The 16,192-nt window shown below is 67.1% G+C and carries 7 protein-coding genes; 3 read left to right on the top strand and 4 right to left on the bottom strand.

Going from position 1 to position 16,192, the window contains the following annotated elements:
- Positions 1 to 115: 115 nt before the first annotated feature.
- Positions 116 to 886: an Hpt domain-containing protein gene (locus UCD39_RS24515; RefSeq protein ID WP_145730019.1), complete on the top strand. Its 771-nt coding sequence runs from the start codon at positions 116 to 118 to the stop codon at positions 884 to 886.
- A 443-nt stretch (positions 887 to 1,329) separates the two neighbouring features.
- Here the strand turns inward: UCD39_RS24515 and UCD39_RS24510 are convergent, their stop codons facing one another.
- The 3 genes from UCD39_RS24510 to UCD39_RS24500 form a co-directional block, all read right to left on the bottom strand.
- Positions 1,330 to 1,881, bottom strand: coding sequence for a gamma carbonic anhydrase family protein (locus tag UCD39_RS24510; protein WP_330498253.1), 552 nt, complete (start codon positions 1,879 to 1,881; stop codon positions 1,330 to 1,332).
- Positions 1,882 to 1,986: 105 nt separating this feature from the next.
- Positions 1,987 to 3,030, bottom strand: a complete 1,044-nt coding sequence (gene argC / locus UCD39_RS24505) for an N-acetyl-gamma-glutamyl-phosphate reductase (RefSeq protein WP_330498252.1) — start codon at positions 3,028 to 3,030, stop codon at positions 1,987 to 1,989.
- A gap of 179 nt (positions 3,031 to 3,209) precedes the next feature.
- On the bottom strand, positions 3,210 to 4,922 hold the full coding sequence (locus UCD39_RS24500; protein ID WP_330498251.1) for a methyl-accepting chemotaxis protein: 1,713 nt from the start codon (positions 4,920 to 4,922) through the stop codon (positions 3,210 to 3,212).
- Positions 4,923 to 5,440: 518 nt separating this feature from the next.
- Here UCD39_RS24500 and UCD39_RS24495 point away from each other — a divergent pair.
- Both UCD39_RS24495 and UCD39_RS24490 read left to right on the top strand, forming a co-directional pair.
- Entirely contained in the window at positions 5,441 to 6,085 is a 645-nt protein-coding gene (locus tag UCD39_RS24495; RefSeq protein ID WP_330498250.1) for a hypothetical protein, read from the top strand.
- A complete protein-coding gene (locus UCD39_RS24490) occupies positions 6,082 to 13,671 on the top strand; it encodes a hypothetical protein (RefSeq protein WP_330498249.1) in 7,590 nt (2,529 codons plus the stop codon). The genes UCD39_RS24495 and UCD39_RS24490 overlap by 4 nt, the downstream gene beginning before the upstream one ends.
- A gap of 216 nt (positions 13,672 to 13,887) precedes the next feature.
- Here the strand turns inward: UCD39_RS24490 and fusA are convergent, their stop codons facing one another.
- Complete coding sequence (fusA, locus tag UCD39_RS24485; RefSeq protein WP_330498248.1) at positions 13,888 to 16,029, bottom strand: elongation factor G; 2,142 nt, start codon at positions 16,027 to 16,029, stop codon at positions 13,888 to 13,890.
- Between the last annotated feature and the right edge of the window lie 163 nt (positions 16,030 to 16,192).

The following is a 16,192-nucleotide window of genomic DNA, read 5'->3' as shown; positions in this document are numbered from 1 at the left end:
CCGGGCGGCCTTTTTCATTCAACCGATACCAATGCACCGAAGCGCCACGACGGGACGCGTCTTGCGCTTCGGCGCGGCCCCAGGCTAAATCTTGGGGTCGGGTTCGAGGGGCACCATGGTTGAGCAGACTGATTTCGATGATCTTGTGGAACAGCTCAAGGTCGAGTTCAGGGACGATGTCCACGACCGCCTGGGGGCCCTGTACGAAACGCTGAAGGCCGTCTCGCTCGGCCGCATGTCCTCCACCGACGGGCTGCTGGCCATCCGCCGCGACTCCCACAGCCTGCGCGGCGCGGGCAGCTCTTTCGGGTTCCCGCTGGTCAGCCTGATCGCCCAGCGCCTGGAAGCCTACCTGACCAACCTGAAGGATCTGACGGAAAGCCAGATCGTCGACCTTCACACCTTCGCCGATCGTATCGCCGAGGCGGCGGACCGCGACGACACGCCCGACTTGGCGGCCACCAACGCCGTCATCCGCGCCCTGCCCTCGCGGTACGAATTCGACATCGCCGACGTGGAAATCCACGATGTCGACATCATGCTGGTCAGCCCCAACAAGATCGTGGCCCGGCGGGTGGCGGCGGAACTGGCCGCCTGCGGCTTCAAGGTCAATACCCTGGTCGACCCCATCGAGGCGCTGTCCGTGGCGGTGCGTGTGCCCCCGGACATGATCATCGCCTCCGCCGTCATGGACGGGCTGGGCGGTGTCGATCTGATCCGCGCGCTGAAGGCCATCTCGCTGACCGAGACGGTGCCCATGGCCCTGCTGACCAGCCTGGACGCCACCAGCCTGAAGGGCGTGCCCGATGACGTGGCCATGGTGCGCCTGGGCCCCGGCTTCGGCGACGACATCGCCTCCGCCATCACCCGCTTCAACCTGGGTTGATCGCCAGACGCGTGCCCCGGCCGCCACCGGGTCGTCGAGGCTTACTGCCTCGTGTGGCGTTCAGGGACGTCATGCATGGGGTAGCCCGCGTGGCGCAGCCATGCCAGGGCCCTACCCCTATCCCCGAAGACAGCCTCCGCCAAGGCCAAAGCACTGACGGCACGGAAAATCTGTTCGCTGGCCTCCATCGGGGACAAGCGGCGCAGCCTGGATAAAAGACCGGATGCCTGCCGGACGGCGGCGAGACGATAACGGCGCACGGCTCTAAGTGACGGCTTGGTCATGGAGTGTCCTCCACAAGGTCACATGGACACGCTTGCGGGGTCGTTCCAGCCTTGATATGGGCGCCCCGCGACGCGAGATGGTCGACGCGCCTCCCATTATGCTACGCGCGACCACCGTGACCATGACTCAAATCAGCCCATTCGGCAACCCGAGGCGCCTCACCCGACCTCGTCAAGGTATTGCCGGGAGAGGCGGACGTAATGCGGGACGGTCAGGGGCAGCGTGGCCTTGTCCTGGTCGGTCAGGGGGCGCAAAAGGCGCGCCGGGCTGCCGCCCCAGAGTTCCCCGGCCTTGACCCGCTTGCCCGGCGTGACCAGCGCGCCGGCCGCCACCATGGCGCCGCTTTCCACCACGGCCCCGTCCATGACGCAGGCCTTCATGCCGATGAAGGCGCCGTCCTCGATGACGCAGCCGTGCAATAGGGCCATGTGGCCCACCGTCACATCATCACCGATGACAGTGGCGAAGCGCTGGTGGGTGCAGTGAACGGTGGTGCCGTCCTGGATGTTGGTGCGCTTGCCGATGCGGATCTGGTTCACGTCGCCGCGCACGACGACATTGTACCAGAGGCTGGCCTCCTCCCCGATCTCCACGTCGCCGATGACGACGGCGTTGGCCAGGAAGGCGCTGGCGTGGATGCGGGGCAGCACGCCCTTGTAGGGCAGCACCGTGGGCCGCACGGTCGTGAGGGCCTCGCTGACATTGGTCATGGTTGTCTCCACGCGCAGAATGAAAAGGGCCCGAGCGCTTAACACCCGGGCCCTTTAACCATAAGGCTGTCGCCCGCTTACGGAAACCCGGTCACAGGCTCCCAATCACGGGAACAGCGGCGCCTGTTCCAGGCCGCGATCCTCGGGATAGCCCATCATCAGGTTCATGTTCTGGATGGCCTGGCCGGAAGCGCCCTTCACCAGATTGTCGATGACCGACAGCAGGATGGCGCGGCCGGGCACACGGTCCGGGAAGACGCCGATCAGGCAATGGTTACTGCCCTTCACATGGCGGGTCTGCGGCGCCACGCCGGCGGGCAGCACACGCACGAAGGTCTCGCCCTTGTAGGCGTCCACCAGGGCGGCGCGCAGGTCGTCGGCCGTCTTGCCCGGCGCCAGCTTCACGTAGATGCTGGAATGGATGCCACGGCTCATGGGCATCAGGTGGGGGGTGAAGTTCAGCACCACCGGCTTGCCGGCGGCCTCGCTGACGCCCTGCTCGATCTCCGGCGCGTGGCGATGGCTGCCGACACCATAGGCATGCACACCCTCCGCCACCTCGCCATACAAATTGGCTTGCTTGGCGTCACGGCCGGCGCCGGACACGCCCGACTTGGCGTCGATGATGATATCCTCCGCCAGGATCAGGCCCTGGCGCAGCAGGGGCAGCAGGGGCAGTTGCGACGCGGTGGGGTAGCAGCCGGGGTTGGCCACCAGGCGCGCGGCCTTCACGGCGTCGCGGTTGGCCTCCACCAGGCCATAGACCGCCTCCGTCTGCAGGTCCGGCGCCTTGTGGGCGTGGCCGTACCAGGTGGCGTAGGTCTCGACATCGTGCAGGCGGAAGTCGGCCGACAGGTCCACGACCTTCAGCCGCGACGGCAGACTGGCGATAACCTCCTGCGTGGTGCCATGCGGCAGGGCGCAGAAGACGAAATCCACCCCGTCCCAATCCACCTGGTCGATCTTCACCAGATCGGGCAGATCATATCCACCCAGGTGGGGGAAGACCTCGGCCAAGGGCTTGCCGGCCTGTCGCTCCGCCGTCAGGGCCACCAGGCGGACGTCGGGGTGACGGACCAGCAGGCGGACCAGTTCGGCGCCGGTATAGCCGGATGCACCGAGGATGGCGACGCGCAGGGCGGTGGACATGGGATGCGTTCTCCTGAAGGCGGAAGGGTTGGTAAGGGCCAGATAATCAATCGCCGCCGATACTGCAACCAAGGGATACGCATGGCCAAGGACACCTCGTCCCCTCAGCCATGCGTTATTGTCCGCCCGTCTGACGTCAAAGCGTCACGCCCGGCGCGCCACGGCATCGGAATGTCGCTTCATGCCGAGCGCGCGGTCTTCTCCCCCGCATGTTCCATCGCGGTCAGGAACTCCTCCACCTCGGTCTGCAGCTGCTCCGCCTGGACGGACAATTCCCCCGCCGCGGCCAGCAACTGGCTGGAGGCGCTGAGCGTGAAGTCGGCGCTTTCCCCCACCGTGTCCATGTTGGCGGCGACCTCGGCCGTGCGCGCCGCCGCCTCCTGCACGTTACGGCTGATTTCGGTGGTGGCCGCCCCCTGCTGCGTCACGGCCGACGCGATGGTGGCGGCGTTGCCGCCCATCTGCTCAATGACATCAGTGATGTAGGTGATGATGGAAACGGCATCGGCGGCGGCGGCCTGCACCGCGCTGGCCCGGCTGGCGATGTCCTCCGTCGCCTTGGCCGTCTGCCCGGCCAGCGACTTCACCTCATGCGCCACCACGGCGAAGCCCTTGCCCGCCTCGCCCGCGCGGGCGGCTTCGATGGTGGCGTTCAGCGCCAGCAGATTGGTCTGACCGGCAATGTCGTTGATGAGCTGCACCACCGTTTGCACCCCCGCCGCGACCTCCGACAGTTCCGCCATGACGGTCCCGGCCTTGCGCGCCTCCGTCACAGCCCGCGCGGTGGTGGAGGCCGTGAGCTCAACCTGGCGGCCGATCTCCGCGCTGGAAACCGTCAGCTCTTCCGTCGCGGCGGCCACCGTCTGGGCGTTCTGGTTGGCGGCGGTGGCCCCGCTGGCCACCGTCACCGCCAGACCACTGGTGGTTTCCGCCTGTTGCCGCAGGCCGCCGGAGGTCGCCTCCAACTCCGTCGCAGCGGCCGCGACGGAGCGCAGCTTGCCCGACACCATGGCTTTGAAGTCGCGGACCAGGACCTCCAACGCGTCATGCCGGCGTTGCCGAGCCTCCTGTGCCGCAGCGCGCTCTTCTTCCATCCGGCGGTTGGCCTGGGCGTTATCACGGAACACCCGCAGCGCCCGCGCCATCTCCCCCAGCTCGTTGGGCGCCTCGGCGCCGGTGACGCTGACCGTCAAGTCTCCCTCGGCCAGCTGGCGCATCGTGCGCGTCATGTCGCCCAGCCCCCGCGACAGCCCCCGGGCGATGAACAAGGACAGCGCCCCAACGACCAGCAGGGCCGCGCCACCCTCGATGACCCCTTGCAGAACCAGAGCGCGGCCCTGCGCCTGGACATCGTCGAGATAGACGCCCGAGCCAACGACCCAGCCCCAGGCGGGCACCAGGGTGACATACGACAGCTTGTCCACCGGCTCCGTCTGGCCGGGACGGGGCCATTTGTAGGGAACGAAGCCCCGCCCTTCCGGCCCGGTGGCCATGGCAACGAAGTCCCGGAATAGATAGGTCCCACCGGGGTCCTTGAAATCGATCATGTCCTTGCCATCCAGGGACGGCTGGGTCGGATGCATGACCATGACGCCCTTGGTGTCGGTGACGAACACATACTCCCCGGCGAACCGGGCGGCCTTCAGCGCCACCAGCGCGGCGGCCTGGGCGTCCGCGCGGGACAAGGTGCCCTGTTTTTCCTGCTGGATATAGGCATCGACGATGGTTTGGACGGCGCCGACCGCATGTCGCACCATGTCGCGGCGCCCCTCAAATAGATGGGCCCGCTGTTGCGCCGCGCCAATAATGATGAAGCTCAAGGCCGCCAGGATGGCGACCGCCACAAGAACACCAAGCCGTTGGTTAATTGTTCTGTCACCAAACCAAGCCATCGCTGCGCCCCATCTTGAATTACCCATATGTAATAGAACGCCAGCTATATACGCGACGCCTCGCCTTCTTCAACCGCCAGCCGCCACGCTTAGGTTTATGCTACACCCCCTCTGCCAATAAATTGTCACCGACCACCGAATGTACCCTGCGCAATGCCCCGCAACATTAACCAGCTTTGAATTCCACCCAGGCACCGATGGTCATGAGGACAGCCTAATCACCAAAAGCGATGTTCTTGAGGCAAGTCTGCGAGACGATCCTTGAGGTTGGCTTTTATCCAAATTAAAGTGACCTGGTGTATGCACATAGGGTAAGTCGGCTTCAGACCAATACTGGCACACCCCTGGGGTTCCCGCCGCCTTAGAAGAGGGCGGCCCCGCCCCGCTTCAGGTACCCCTGCCATCGCCATAAGGGCTATGCCGGGGGATGAATGGCCCGCGTGGCTGCGGGCACGCCTAAAAGAGGCGTCGCGGTGCCGAGTATGAAACATCTCAAAGAGATGTGATCGGAGAAGGTGATGGCTTCGTCCATTGGTTCTGTCCCACCGTCGCAAATCGCGACCTATACGACAGCGAATATTCAAGCGCTGACCACCCAGGACGTCGCCGCCCTCACCACCGCCCAGATCGCCATCCTTTCCACCACCCAGGTGGCGGCCTTCACCGTCAGCCAGATGGTGTTCAGCGCCCAGCAGCTGCAGGCCTTCAGCAATGACGACATCGCGGCCTTCAGCCCGGCGGATATCGAGGCGCTGAAATCCAACCAGGTCCAGGCGCTATCCGCCGGCCAGGTGGACGCCATCACCAGCGGCCAGTTGGCCGGCCTGTCCACCGCCTCGATCCGCGAATTCAGCCGCGCCCAGGTGGGCTATCTCACCACAGCCCAGTTGAACGCCCTCTCCACCGACCAGATCCAGGCGATAAGCACCGCCCAGCTGGGCGGCCTGACCACCGGCCAACTGGCGGCCCTCAGCACGGCCAACCTGTCGGCGCTCAGCAGCAAAGTGACGCAGTTGACCACCGCCCAGGTCCGGGCCCTGACGACCGACCAGCTCAACGCGCTGTCGACCGCCGACATGCGCGAATTCTCGGCAACGCAACTTGGCGCCCTCACCACCGACCAGCTGGGGGGCTCAGCACCCGCAACCTGTCGTCGTTGTTGACGTCCCAGGTCACCGGCCTGACCTCGGCCCAGGTCGCCGCCCTGACCACCGCCCAGGTGGCGAGCCTAACGTCGGCCCAGGCCGGCGTGTTGACCGCCGTGCAGTTGCGGGGGCTGGACAGCGCGCAGTTGAATGCGCTGAGCACCACCGATATCCAAGCATTGGGCATAACGCAGATCTCCGGCCTGACGACCAATCAGGTGGCGAGCCTGAGCATCGCCAACCTGTCGGCCCTGACCAGCGCCCAGGTGACGCGGTTGACCAGCGGCCAGATCCGGGCCCTGACCACGGCCCAGCTGAACGGACTGACCAGCGCCGACGTGCAGGAACTGTCCGCAACGCAGGTCCAACAGCTGACCACCGACCAGATCAGCGGGCTCAGCACTGCCGGCGTGTCGGCAATGACGACCAGTCAAACCTTGCTGCTGACGGCCGCCCAGATCCGCGCGCTTAGCACCGATCAGGTGAACGCGCTGTCCACGGCCGGCCTGCGCCTGCTGACGGGAACGCAGTTGGGCGCGCTGACCACCGACCAGGTGGCCAGCCTGTCCACCGCCAGCTTGGCGGCACTCAGCGTCAACCAGGTCGCGCTGCTGACCACGGCGCAGGTTGGCGCCCTGGGCGCGGGCCAGGTCCAATCCATGTCCACCGCCCAGCTGACGTCCCTGGGAACCGGGCAGATCCGGGCGCTGGACACCGACGCGCTGGCCGCCCTGACCACGGCCCAGGTGACGCGCCTCACCTCCGCCCAAGTCCGGGCACTCAGCACCGATCAGGTCAACGCGCTGACCACGGCGGACGTCCAAGCCCTGACCTCCGCCCAGCTGCAGGTCCTGACCACCGCGCAGCTGGGTAACCTGGCGACGACCAGCCTGGCGGCGCTGACCACCAGCCAGGTGGCGCAATTGGCGGTGCCCCAGATCCGGGGCCTGACCAGTGATCAGTTGAACGCCCTGGCTACAGCCGACATTCGCGCGCTGACCACCGCCCAGGTCGCCGGCCTCACCACCGACCAGGTGGGCAACCTGGCCACGGCCAGCGTGGCGGCCCTGTCCTCGGCCCAGGTGGCGCAGTTGACGACGGCGCAGATCAAGGTCCTAACCACCGACCAGTTGGGCGCCCTGCCCTCCGCCGATGTGCGCGTGCTCACCTCCGCCCAGTTGCGGGCGTTGACGACGGATCAGTTGTCGGCACTGAGCGGCAGCGCCATCGCCGGCTTCACCACCACGCAGCTGAACGGCTTCACCTCGACCCAGCTGGCGGCGCTGACCACCGACCAGATGGCCGGCCTAACGACCCAGCAGGTGGCGGGCTTCGCCTCATCCCAGGTCCGTGGCCTGACCAGCGACCAGCTGAACGCCTTCACCACCGCCGACATGGCGGCGCTGACCACCTCGCAGCTGGCGGCGCTGAGCACGGACCAGCTGTCCAACCTGACCACCACGAACGTGGCGGCCCTGACCAGCCTACAGGTTTCGCGCCTGACCAGCAGCCAACTGAAGGCGCTCACCAGCGATCAGATCAACGCCTTCGACACGGCCGATGCCCGAGCCCTGACGACCGCCCAGGTGAAGGTGCTGACGACCGATCAGGTCACGGGCCTCAGCAGCGCCAACCTGGCGGCATTGACCTCGGCCCAGATCGCCAGCCTGACGGCGGACCAGCTGGGTGCGCTCAGCACGGACCAGGTCGCCGCCCTGGCCACGAGCCAAGTGCTGGGCCTGTCCAGCGGCCAACTGCGCGCCCTGAACAGCGACCAGATCAACGCCTTCAACACCGCCGATGTCCGGGTGCTGGCGACCGCGCTGACCGCCGCCCTGTCCACCACGCAGGTGGCGGCGCTGGATTCCGACAGCCTGGCGGCGTTCAGCACCGCCCAGGTGGCCGCCCTGACCAGTGCGCAGGTGCGCGCCCTGTCCAGCGACCAGCTGAACGCCCTGTCCACCACCGATATCCGGGCGCTGACCACCGCGCAGGTGGCGGCCCTGACCACGGACCAGGTGTCGACCCTGGCCAGCGGCGCCCTATCCGCCCTCAGCAGCACCCAGGTGAATCGTCTGTCGGCCAGTCAGTTGCAGTCTCTGACCACCGACCAGCTGAACGCGTTGGGCAGCGCGGACCTGCGCGAATTCACCTCCGCCCAGATCGCCCAGCTGACCACCGACCAACTGTCCGGCCTGACCACCGCCAGCCTGTCCGCGCTGGCGACCTCGCAGTTGTCGGGGCTGTCCACCGCCCAGGTGACCTCCCTCACCAGTGACCAAGTGGCGGGCTTGGCCACCAGCCAGGTGGCGGCCCTGACCACCGCCCAGGTGCGGGCCCTGAACAGCGATCAGCTGAACGCGCTGACCACCGCCGATATTCGCGCGCTGACCACCGCGCAGATCGCGGCGCTGGGAGCTGGACAGTTCTCCAGCCTCGGTACCGATGCCTTGGGCGCCCTGTCCACGGCGCAGGTGACCCGCCTGACCAGCGCCCAGGTACGCGCCCTGAACAGCGACCAGCTGGGCGCCCTGTCCACCGCCGATGTGCGGGCCCTCGGCACCGCGCAGATCGCGGCCCTGACCACCGACCAGCTGTCCACCCTCAGCAGCGACAACCTGTCGGCGCTGAGCAGCACGCAGGTCCTGGCACTGTCCAGCGGACAGCTGCGCTCCCTGACCACGGACCAGTTGAACGCCCTGAACACCGCCGATATGCGGGAGTTCTCCTCGGCCCAGATCTCCTTGCTGACCACCGATCAGCTGTCCGCGCTGGGGTCGGACAACCTATCGGCGCTCAGCAGCGCCCAGGTGGCCGGGCTGAGCAGCGCCCAGCTGCGGTCCTTGACCAGCGACCAGTTGAACGCGCTGGGCAGCGCCGACATCCGCGAGTTCAGTTCCTCCCAGCTGGCCGCCCTGACCACCGATCAGGTCTCCAGCCTGGGCACCCAGGCCGTCGCCGCCCTGACGACCGCGCAGGTGGTGGGCCTGGGCACCGCGCAGGTGGCGGCACTGACCACCGACCAAGTGGGGGCGCTGAACACCTCGCAGGTGGCCAGGCTGTCCACCGCCCAATTCCGGGCGCTGAACACCGATCAGCTGAACGCCCTCACCAGCGCCGACATCCGGGTGCTGACCACGGCGCAGATGGCCGTCCTGACCAGCAGCCAACTGTCCTCCTTCAGCAGCGACACCATCGCGGCGTTCAGCACCGCCCAGGTGGCCAGCCTGTCAGCGGGCATGCTGACCGCGCTGACCAGCGACCAGCTGAACGCCCTGAACACCGCCGATATCCGCGCCCTGACCAGCGCCCAGGTGGCCGCCCTGACCACGGACCAGCTGTCCACACTCAGCACGGACAACACCGCGGCCCTGACCACGGCGCAGGTGTCGCGCCTGTCGACCAGCCAAGTGCGGGCCCTGACCAGCGACCAGCTGAACGCGGTGGGCAGCGCCGACATCCGCGCCCTGACCACCGCCCAGGTGGTGGCGCTGACGACGGATCAGCTGTCGGCCCTGGCGTCGAACGCCCTGTCGGCGCTGACCAGCGCCCAGGTCGGCAAGCTGTCCAGCAGCCAGCTCCAGGCCCTGACGTCGGACCAGCTGAACACCCTGACCACCGCCGACATGCGGGAATTCACCTCCGCCCAGCTGTCAGCACTGACCACGGACCAGTTGACCAACCTGGGGTCCGACAACCTGTCGGCCCTGACCAGCGGCCAGGTCGCCGGCCTGACCAGCGCCCAGATGCGGGTGCTGACCACGGACCAGTTGGGGGCGCTGACCTCCGCCGACATGCGGGAGTTCACCTCGACCCAGGTGCAGGCCCTGACCACCGGCCAGATCGCGGGCCTCAGCACGGCGGCGGTTTCCGCGCTGACGACGACGGAACTGGCCGGCCTGACCTCGGCGCAACTGACGGCCCTGACCAGCGACCAGGTGGCCAGTCTGACCACGCTGCAGGTGTCGAAGCTATCCACCGATCAGATCCGGGCCCTGGGCAGCGACCAGCTGAACGCGCTGACCAGCACCGACATCCGCGCGCTCGCCAGCGCCCAGTTGCAGGCGCTCAACACGGACCAGATCGCCACGCTGGGCAGCGACACCGTGGCGGCGCTGAGCACCGCCCAGGTGGGCCGCCTGTCCACCGATCAGGTGCGGGCGCTCGGCAGCGACCAGCTGAACGCGCTCAGCACCGCCGATATCCGCGCCCTGACCACCGCGCAGGTCACAGCCCTGACCACCGCGCAACTGTCCACGCTGGGCTCGACCAACCTGTCGGCCCTCAGCAGCGTCCAGGTGTCCAAGCTGTCCAGCGGCCAGATCCAGGCCCTGACCAGCGACCAGCTGGACACCCTCACCACCGCCGACATGCGGGAATTCACCTCCGCCCAGCTGTCCGCGCTGACCACCGACCAGCTGGCCAACCTGACCTCCGACAACCTGTCGGCGTTCACCAGCGGCCAGGTCGCCGGCCTGACCAGCGCCCAGATACGGGGGATCGGCAGCGACCAGCTGAACGCGCTGACCACCGCCGACATCCGGGAATTCACTTCGACACAGCTGTCGGCGCTGACCACCGACCAGCTGTCGGGCTTGAACACGGCCAATGTTGCCGCCCTGTCGACCGTGCAGCTGGCCGGCTTGACCACGGGCCAGACGACCGCCCTGACTACCGATCAGGTGGCGGTTTTGAGCACGCTGCAGGTGTCCAAGCTGGGCACCGCCCAGATTCAGGCGCTGAACAGCGACCAGCTGGGCGCGCTGTCCACGGCCGATATCCGCGCGTTGGCCAGCACCCAGCTGGCGGCGCTGACCACCGCCCAGGTTGCCACCCTCAGCAGCGACAACGTCGCCGCCCTGTCCAGCGTGCAGATCGCCAAGCTCACCACCGCGCAGGTGGCGGCGCTGGGCAGCGACCAGTTGAACGCGCTGGGCTCGGTTGACGTGCGGGCCCTGACCTCCGCCCAGGTGGCGACGCTGACCACCGACCAGTTGTCGGCGCTGACGGCCGCCACCCTGTCCGCCCTGACCAGCGCCCAGATCAACAAGCTATCCACCGACCAGGTGGGGGCGCTGACCAGTGATCAGCTGAACGGCCTGACCACGGCGGATATCCGGGAGTTCACTTCCGCCCAGCTGTCGGCGCTCACCACCGGCCGGCTATCCGCCCTCAGCACCGACAATGTCGCCGCCCTCACCAGCGTGCAGCTCGCGGGCCTGACCACGGCGCAGATTTCGACCCTGACCACCGACCAGACGTCGGCCCTCGGCACCCAGCAGGTGTCCAAGCTCAGCACCGACCAGGCCCGGGCGTTGACCACCGACCAGCTGAACACGCTGAACAGCGCGGACGTGCGCGCCCTGACGACGGCGCAATTGCTGGCGCTGCGCACCAGCCAGATCGCCAGCCTGGGCACGGATACGGTGGCGGCGCTCAGCAGCAGCCAGGTGGCCAGACTGTCCGCCGACCAGATTCGCGTCCTGGGCACCGACCAGTTGAACGCCCTGACCACGCTGGACATCCAGGCGTTGACAAGCGCCCAGCTACAGGCGCTCAGTACCAACCAGCTCTCTAGCTTGGGCAGCGACAGCATCGCGGCGCTCAGCAGCGCCCAGGTGGCCCGCCTGGGCACCGACCAGATCCAGGCGCTGGGCAGCAACCAGTTGAACGCCCTGTCAACCCTCGACGTACGGGCGCTGACCACAGCGCAGGTGGCGGCGCTGACCACAGCGCAACTGTCCACGCTGGGATCGGATAATCTGTCGGCCCTGAACGCCATTCAGGTCTCGAAGCTGTCCAGCGACCAGTTGCGGGCGCTGACCACCGACCAGTTGAACAGCCTGTCCACCGCCGACATCCGGGAATTCACCTCCGCCCAGTTGGGGGCGCTGAGCACGGCCCAGGTGGCCGCCCTGGTCACCGGTAATTTGGCCGCCCTGACCACCACGCAATTGGCCGGCCTGACGACGGACCAGGCGGCGGCGCTGACCACCGACCAGATCCCGGGCCTCAGCACGCTGCAGGTGTCGAAGCTGGGCACCGCCCAGGTGCAGGCGCTGACCAGCGGTCAGCTGAACGCGCTCTCGACGGCCGACATCCGCGCCCTGTCCACCGCCCAGTTGGCGACGTTCAGCACCGATGAGGTGGCCACCCTCAACACCGACGCCGTGGGCGCCCTGGCCACGAGCCAGGTGGCCGGACTCAGCACCGCGCAGGTGCGGGCGCTGGTCAGCGACCAGTTGAACGCGCTGACGACGGCGGCGGTGCGGGCCTTGACCAGCGCCCAGGTGACGGCACTGTCCACGGACCAGGTGGCGAGCGTCGGCACCGCCAACGTCGCCGCCCTCACCAGCGCTCAAGTCATCCGCCTGGCCACCAACCAGGTCCAGGCGCTGTCCACCGATCAGTTGAACGCCCTTACCACCGTGGACATTCGGGCCCTGACCACGGACCAGATCACGGCGCTCCGCACTTCCCAGCTGGCGGGGCTGGGCAGTGACGGCCTGGCGGCCCTGAGCACCGTCCAGGTGGCGCGCCTGACCACCGATCAGGTGGGGGCCCTGGGCAGCGACCAGTTGAACGCCCTCACCACGGCCGCCGTCCGCGCCCTGTCGACGACACAGCTGGCCGGCCTGTCCACCGCCCAGGTGGCGGCGCTCGACACGGCCCATGTGGCGGCGTTGACCAGCGCGCAGGTATCCAGGCTGGGTACGGACCAGATCCAGGCCCTGACCAGCGATCAGCTGGTGGCGCTGCCGACGGCCGATATCCGCAGCCTGACCTCGGCCCAAATCGGAGCCCTGGGCAGCGATCAGTTGGCGAACCTGGGAACGGCCAACCTGGCGGCCTTCACCACCGGCCAACTGGTGGGGCTGACCAGCGACCAGTTGAATGCGTTGACCACGGATCAGTTGGGGGCTTTGACCACGGTGCAGGTCACGGGCCTCAGCACCACCCAGATCCAGACCCTCACGACGGCCCAGTTGAACGCCCTGTCCACGGCCGACCTGCGCATCCTGAGCAGCGCCCAGGTGACGGCGTTGACCACCGCGCAACTGTCGGCCTTGAACAGCGATAGCGTGGCGGCCTTGAGCAGCGCGCAAGTGTCCAGGCTGACCACCGACCAGGTGCAGGCGCTCACGTCGGACCAGTTGAACGCCCTGCCCGCCGTGGACGTTCGCGCCCTGACCACGGCGCAGGTGCAGGCGCTGGGCACGGCTCAGTTGGACGGCCTGTCGACCGACACGGTCCAGCGGCTGGGCACCAACCAGGTGGCGGCGCTCAGCACCGGCCAGTTGGCGAGCCTGACCACCGACAACCTATCAGCGCTGACGAGCGCCCAGGTGGCGCGCCTGTCGTCCAACCAGGTGCGGGCCCTGACCACCAGTCAGCTGCGGGCCCTGACCACGGACGACATTCGGGAATTCACCACCGCGCAAGTGGCGGCGCTGACCACCGCCCAGGCCCAGGCCCTGACCACCGATCAGCTATCCACCATGGGCCGTACCCTGGCCCAGGCCGTCACCAGCGCCCAGGCCGCCGCCTTCACCACCGACCAGATGAACGCCTGGCTGGCAAGCGTCCTGAGCGCGTCCAGTTAAGGCGACAGTGCGGCTGAGGTCGGGTCCTGGCTTCCAGTCCAGGCCCGGTGGGCATTACTGCAATTTCGATATGAGGCAAGGTTGGGGCCGGTCGGCGATACCGCTTGGTCCCTGCACGACCATGGGCCCACGCCATGGCCTCACGCCCACCCCAAAAAGAAACGGCCGTCCCATTGGGACGGCCGCTCTGGTACTACAGCGCCTTGGAAATCAGGCTCAGGCGGCCTTGCCGCTCTTCGCGATGATTTCGTCGGCCACGTTCTTCGGCACCGGGTCGTAGTGCGAGAACTCCATGGTGTAGGAGCCACGGCCCGAGGTCATGCCACGCAGCTGACCGATGTAACCGAACATTTCGGACAGCGGCACGTGGGATTCGACGGCGATGTTGTGACCACGCTCCAGCTGGCCCAGCACCGTGCCGCGACGACGGTTGATGTCGCCGATCACGTCACCCAGGTAGTCGTCGGGAACCACCACTTCGACCTTCATCACCGGCTCCAGCAGGATCGGACCGGCGGTCCGGATGCCTTCGCGGAAGCAGGCCTTGGCGGCGATTTCGAACGTCAGGGCGTTCGAGTCGACTTCGTGGTACTTACCGTCCAGCAGGGTGGCTTCGAAGTCCACGGTCGGGTAGCCGGCCAGGACGCCGTCTTCCTTCTGGACTTCCAGGCCCTTGCCCACCGACGGGATGTATTCGCGCGGCACGGTGCCGCCGACGACCTTGTCGACGAAAGCGAAGCCGGCGCCGCGTTCCTTCGGCTCGAAGCGGATCTTCACTTCGGCGAACTGGCCCGAACCACCGGTCTGCTTCTTGTGGGTGTAGGTGTATTCGACGGTCTTGGTGATCGTCTCACGATAGGCCACCTGCGGACGGCCCATCACACCTTCAACGCCGAACTCGGTGCGCATACGGTCGAGCGTCACTTCCAGGTGCAGCTCGCCCATGCCGCGCAGCAGGGTCTGGCCGGTGTCGCGATCGGTTTCCAGACGCAGCGACGGGTCGGCGCGGACCATCTTGCCGATGGCGGCGCCGAACTTGTCCTGGTCAGCCCGGTTCTTCGGCTCCACCGACACGCTGATCACGGGGTCGGGGAAGCGCATGCGCTCCAGCACCACCGGGGCGGTGGCGTCGCACAGGGTGTCACCGGTATCCGTCTCGGCCAGCGAGACGAAGGCCACGATGTCGCCCGCGCGGGCTTCTTCCAGGTCGTTCGCTTCCTTGGCGAACATTTCCACGATACGGCCGATGCGCTCACGCTTGCCGCGGGTGGTGTTCAGCAGGGAGGTGCCCTTGGCGACGACGCCCGAGTAGACGCGCACGAAGGTCAGCGAACCGTACTTGTCGTTGATGACCTTGAAAGCCAGGCCGGCGAAGGGCTCATCGTCCGACGACTTGCGCTCGCCGTTCGGGTTGCCGTCCGGGTCCACGGTCTTGATGGCCTCAACGTCCGTCGGCGACGGCAGGAAGGCGACGACCGCGTCCAGCAGCTGCTGCACGCCCTTGTTCTTGTACGAGGAACCGCACAGAACCGGGGTGAAGTCGCCCTTCAGGGTGCCGAGACGCAGGCATTCCTTCAGCACGGAGGGGGCCGGCTCTTCACCGGACTCCAGGTACTGCTCCATGGCCGCGTCATCCTGCATCAGGCAGGTGTCGATCAGCTCGGCGCGGTATTCGGCGACCTTGCTCAGCAGCTCACGGTCATAGGCGTTGGTGATCTTCAGCTTGTCGGCCAGGTCGTCGGTGACGTCCCAGATTTCCCACTGGCTGTCCTTTTCCTCGGAGAACCAGACGTAAGCCTTCATCTCGACGAGGTCGATCATGCCCTGGAAGTTGTCTTCCGAGCCCAGCGGCAGCTGGATGACGGCCGGGGTGGCGCCCAGGCGCTTGCGGATCATGTCCACGCAGCGGGTGAAGCTGGCGCCCGAACGGTCCATCTTGTTGACGTAGCACATACGCGGAACGTTGTAGTTGTCCGCCAGGCGCCAGTTGGTCTCGGTCTGGGGCTCCACACCGGCCACGCCGTCGAACACCACCACGGCACCGTCGAGCACGCGCAGGGAGCGGTTCACCTCGATGGTGAAGTCCACGTGGCCTGGGGTGTCGATCAGGTTGATCTTCTTGTCCTTCCAGAAGCAGGACACGGCAGCGGACTGAATGGTGATGCCGCGCTTCTGTTCCTGTTCCAGATAGTCGGTCGTGGTCGACGACTTCAGGTCCTTGGTGTCATGAATGTCGACGATCGTGTGCTTGCGACCCGTGTAGTACAGGATGCGCTCAGTGGTCGTCGTCTTGCCGGCATCGACGTGGGCGATGATGCCGATGTTGCGAATGTCGTCCAGCGGTGTGCTGCGGGGCATTAGAGGGCTCCGTCGTCCAACGTCCGGTGCAAAAGAATGAAGCCGGCGCGGGGGAAGTTCAAAAACGAGCGCGGGCCCTGACAAGGACCCGCATGAAAAAAGCCGGGGGGTCCGACGGCACGCCGCATTACCTCCCGGGCGGGCGGATATCTAGCGCGTTCCG

Source organism: Nitrospirillum karajorum, assembly GCF_036348415.1.
Classification (GTDB): domain Bacteria; phylum Pseudomonadota; class Alphaproteobacteria; order Azospirillales; family Azospirillaceae; genus Nitrospirillum; species Nitrospirillum amazonense_B.
The sequence above is the reverse complement of the archived record's forward strand: the minus strand, read 5'-3'. Positions and strand labels throughout refer to the sequence as shown.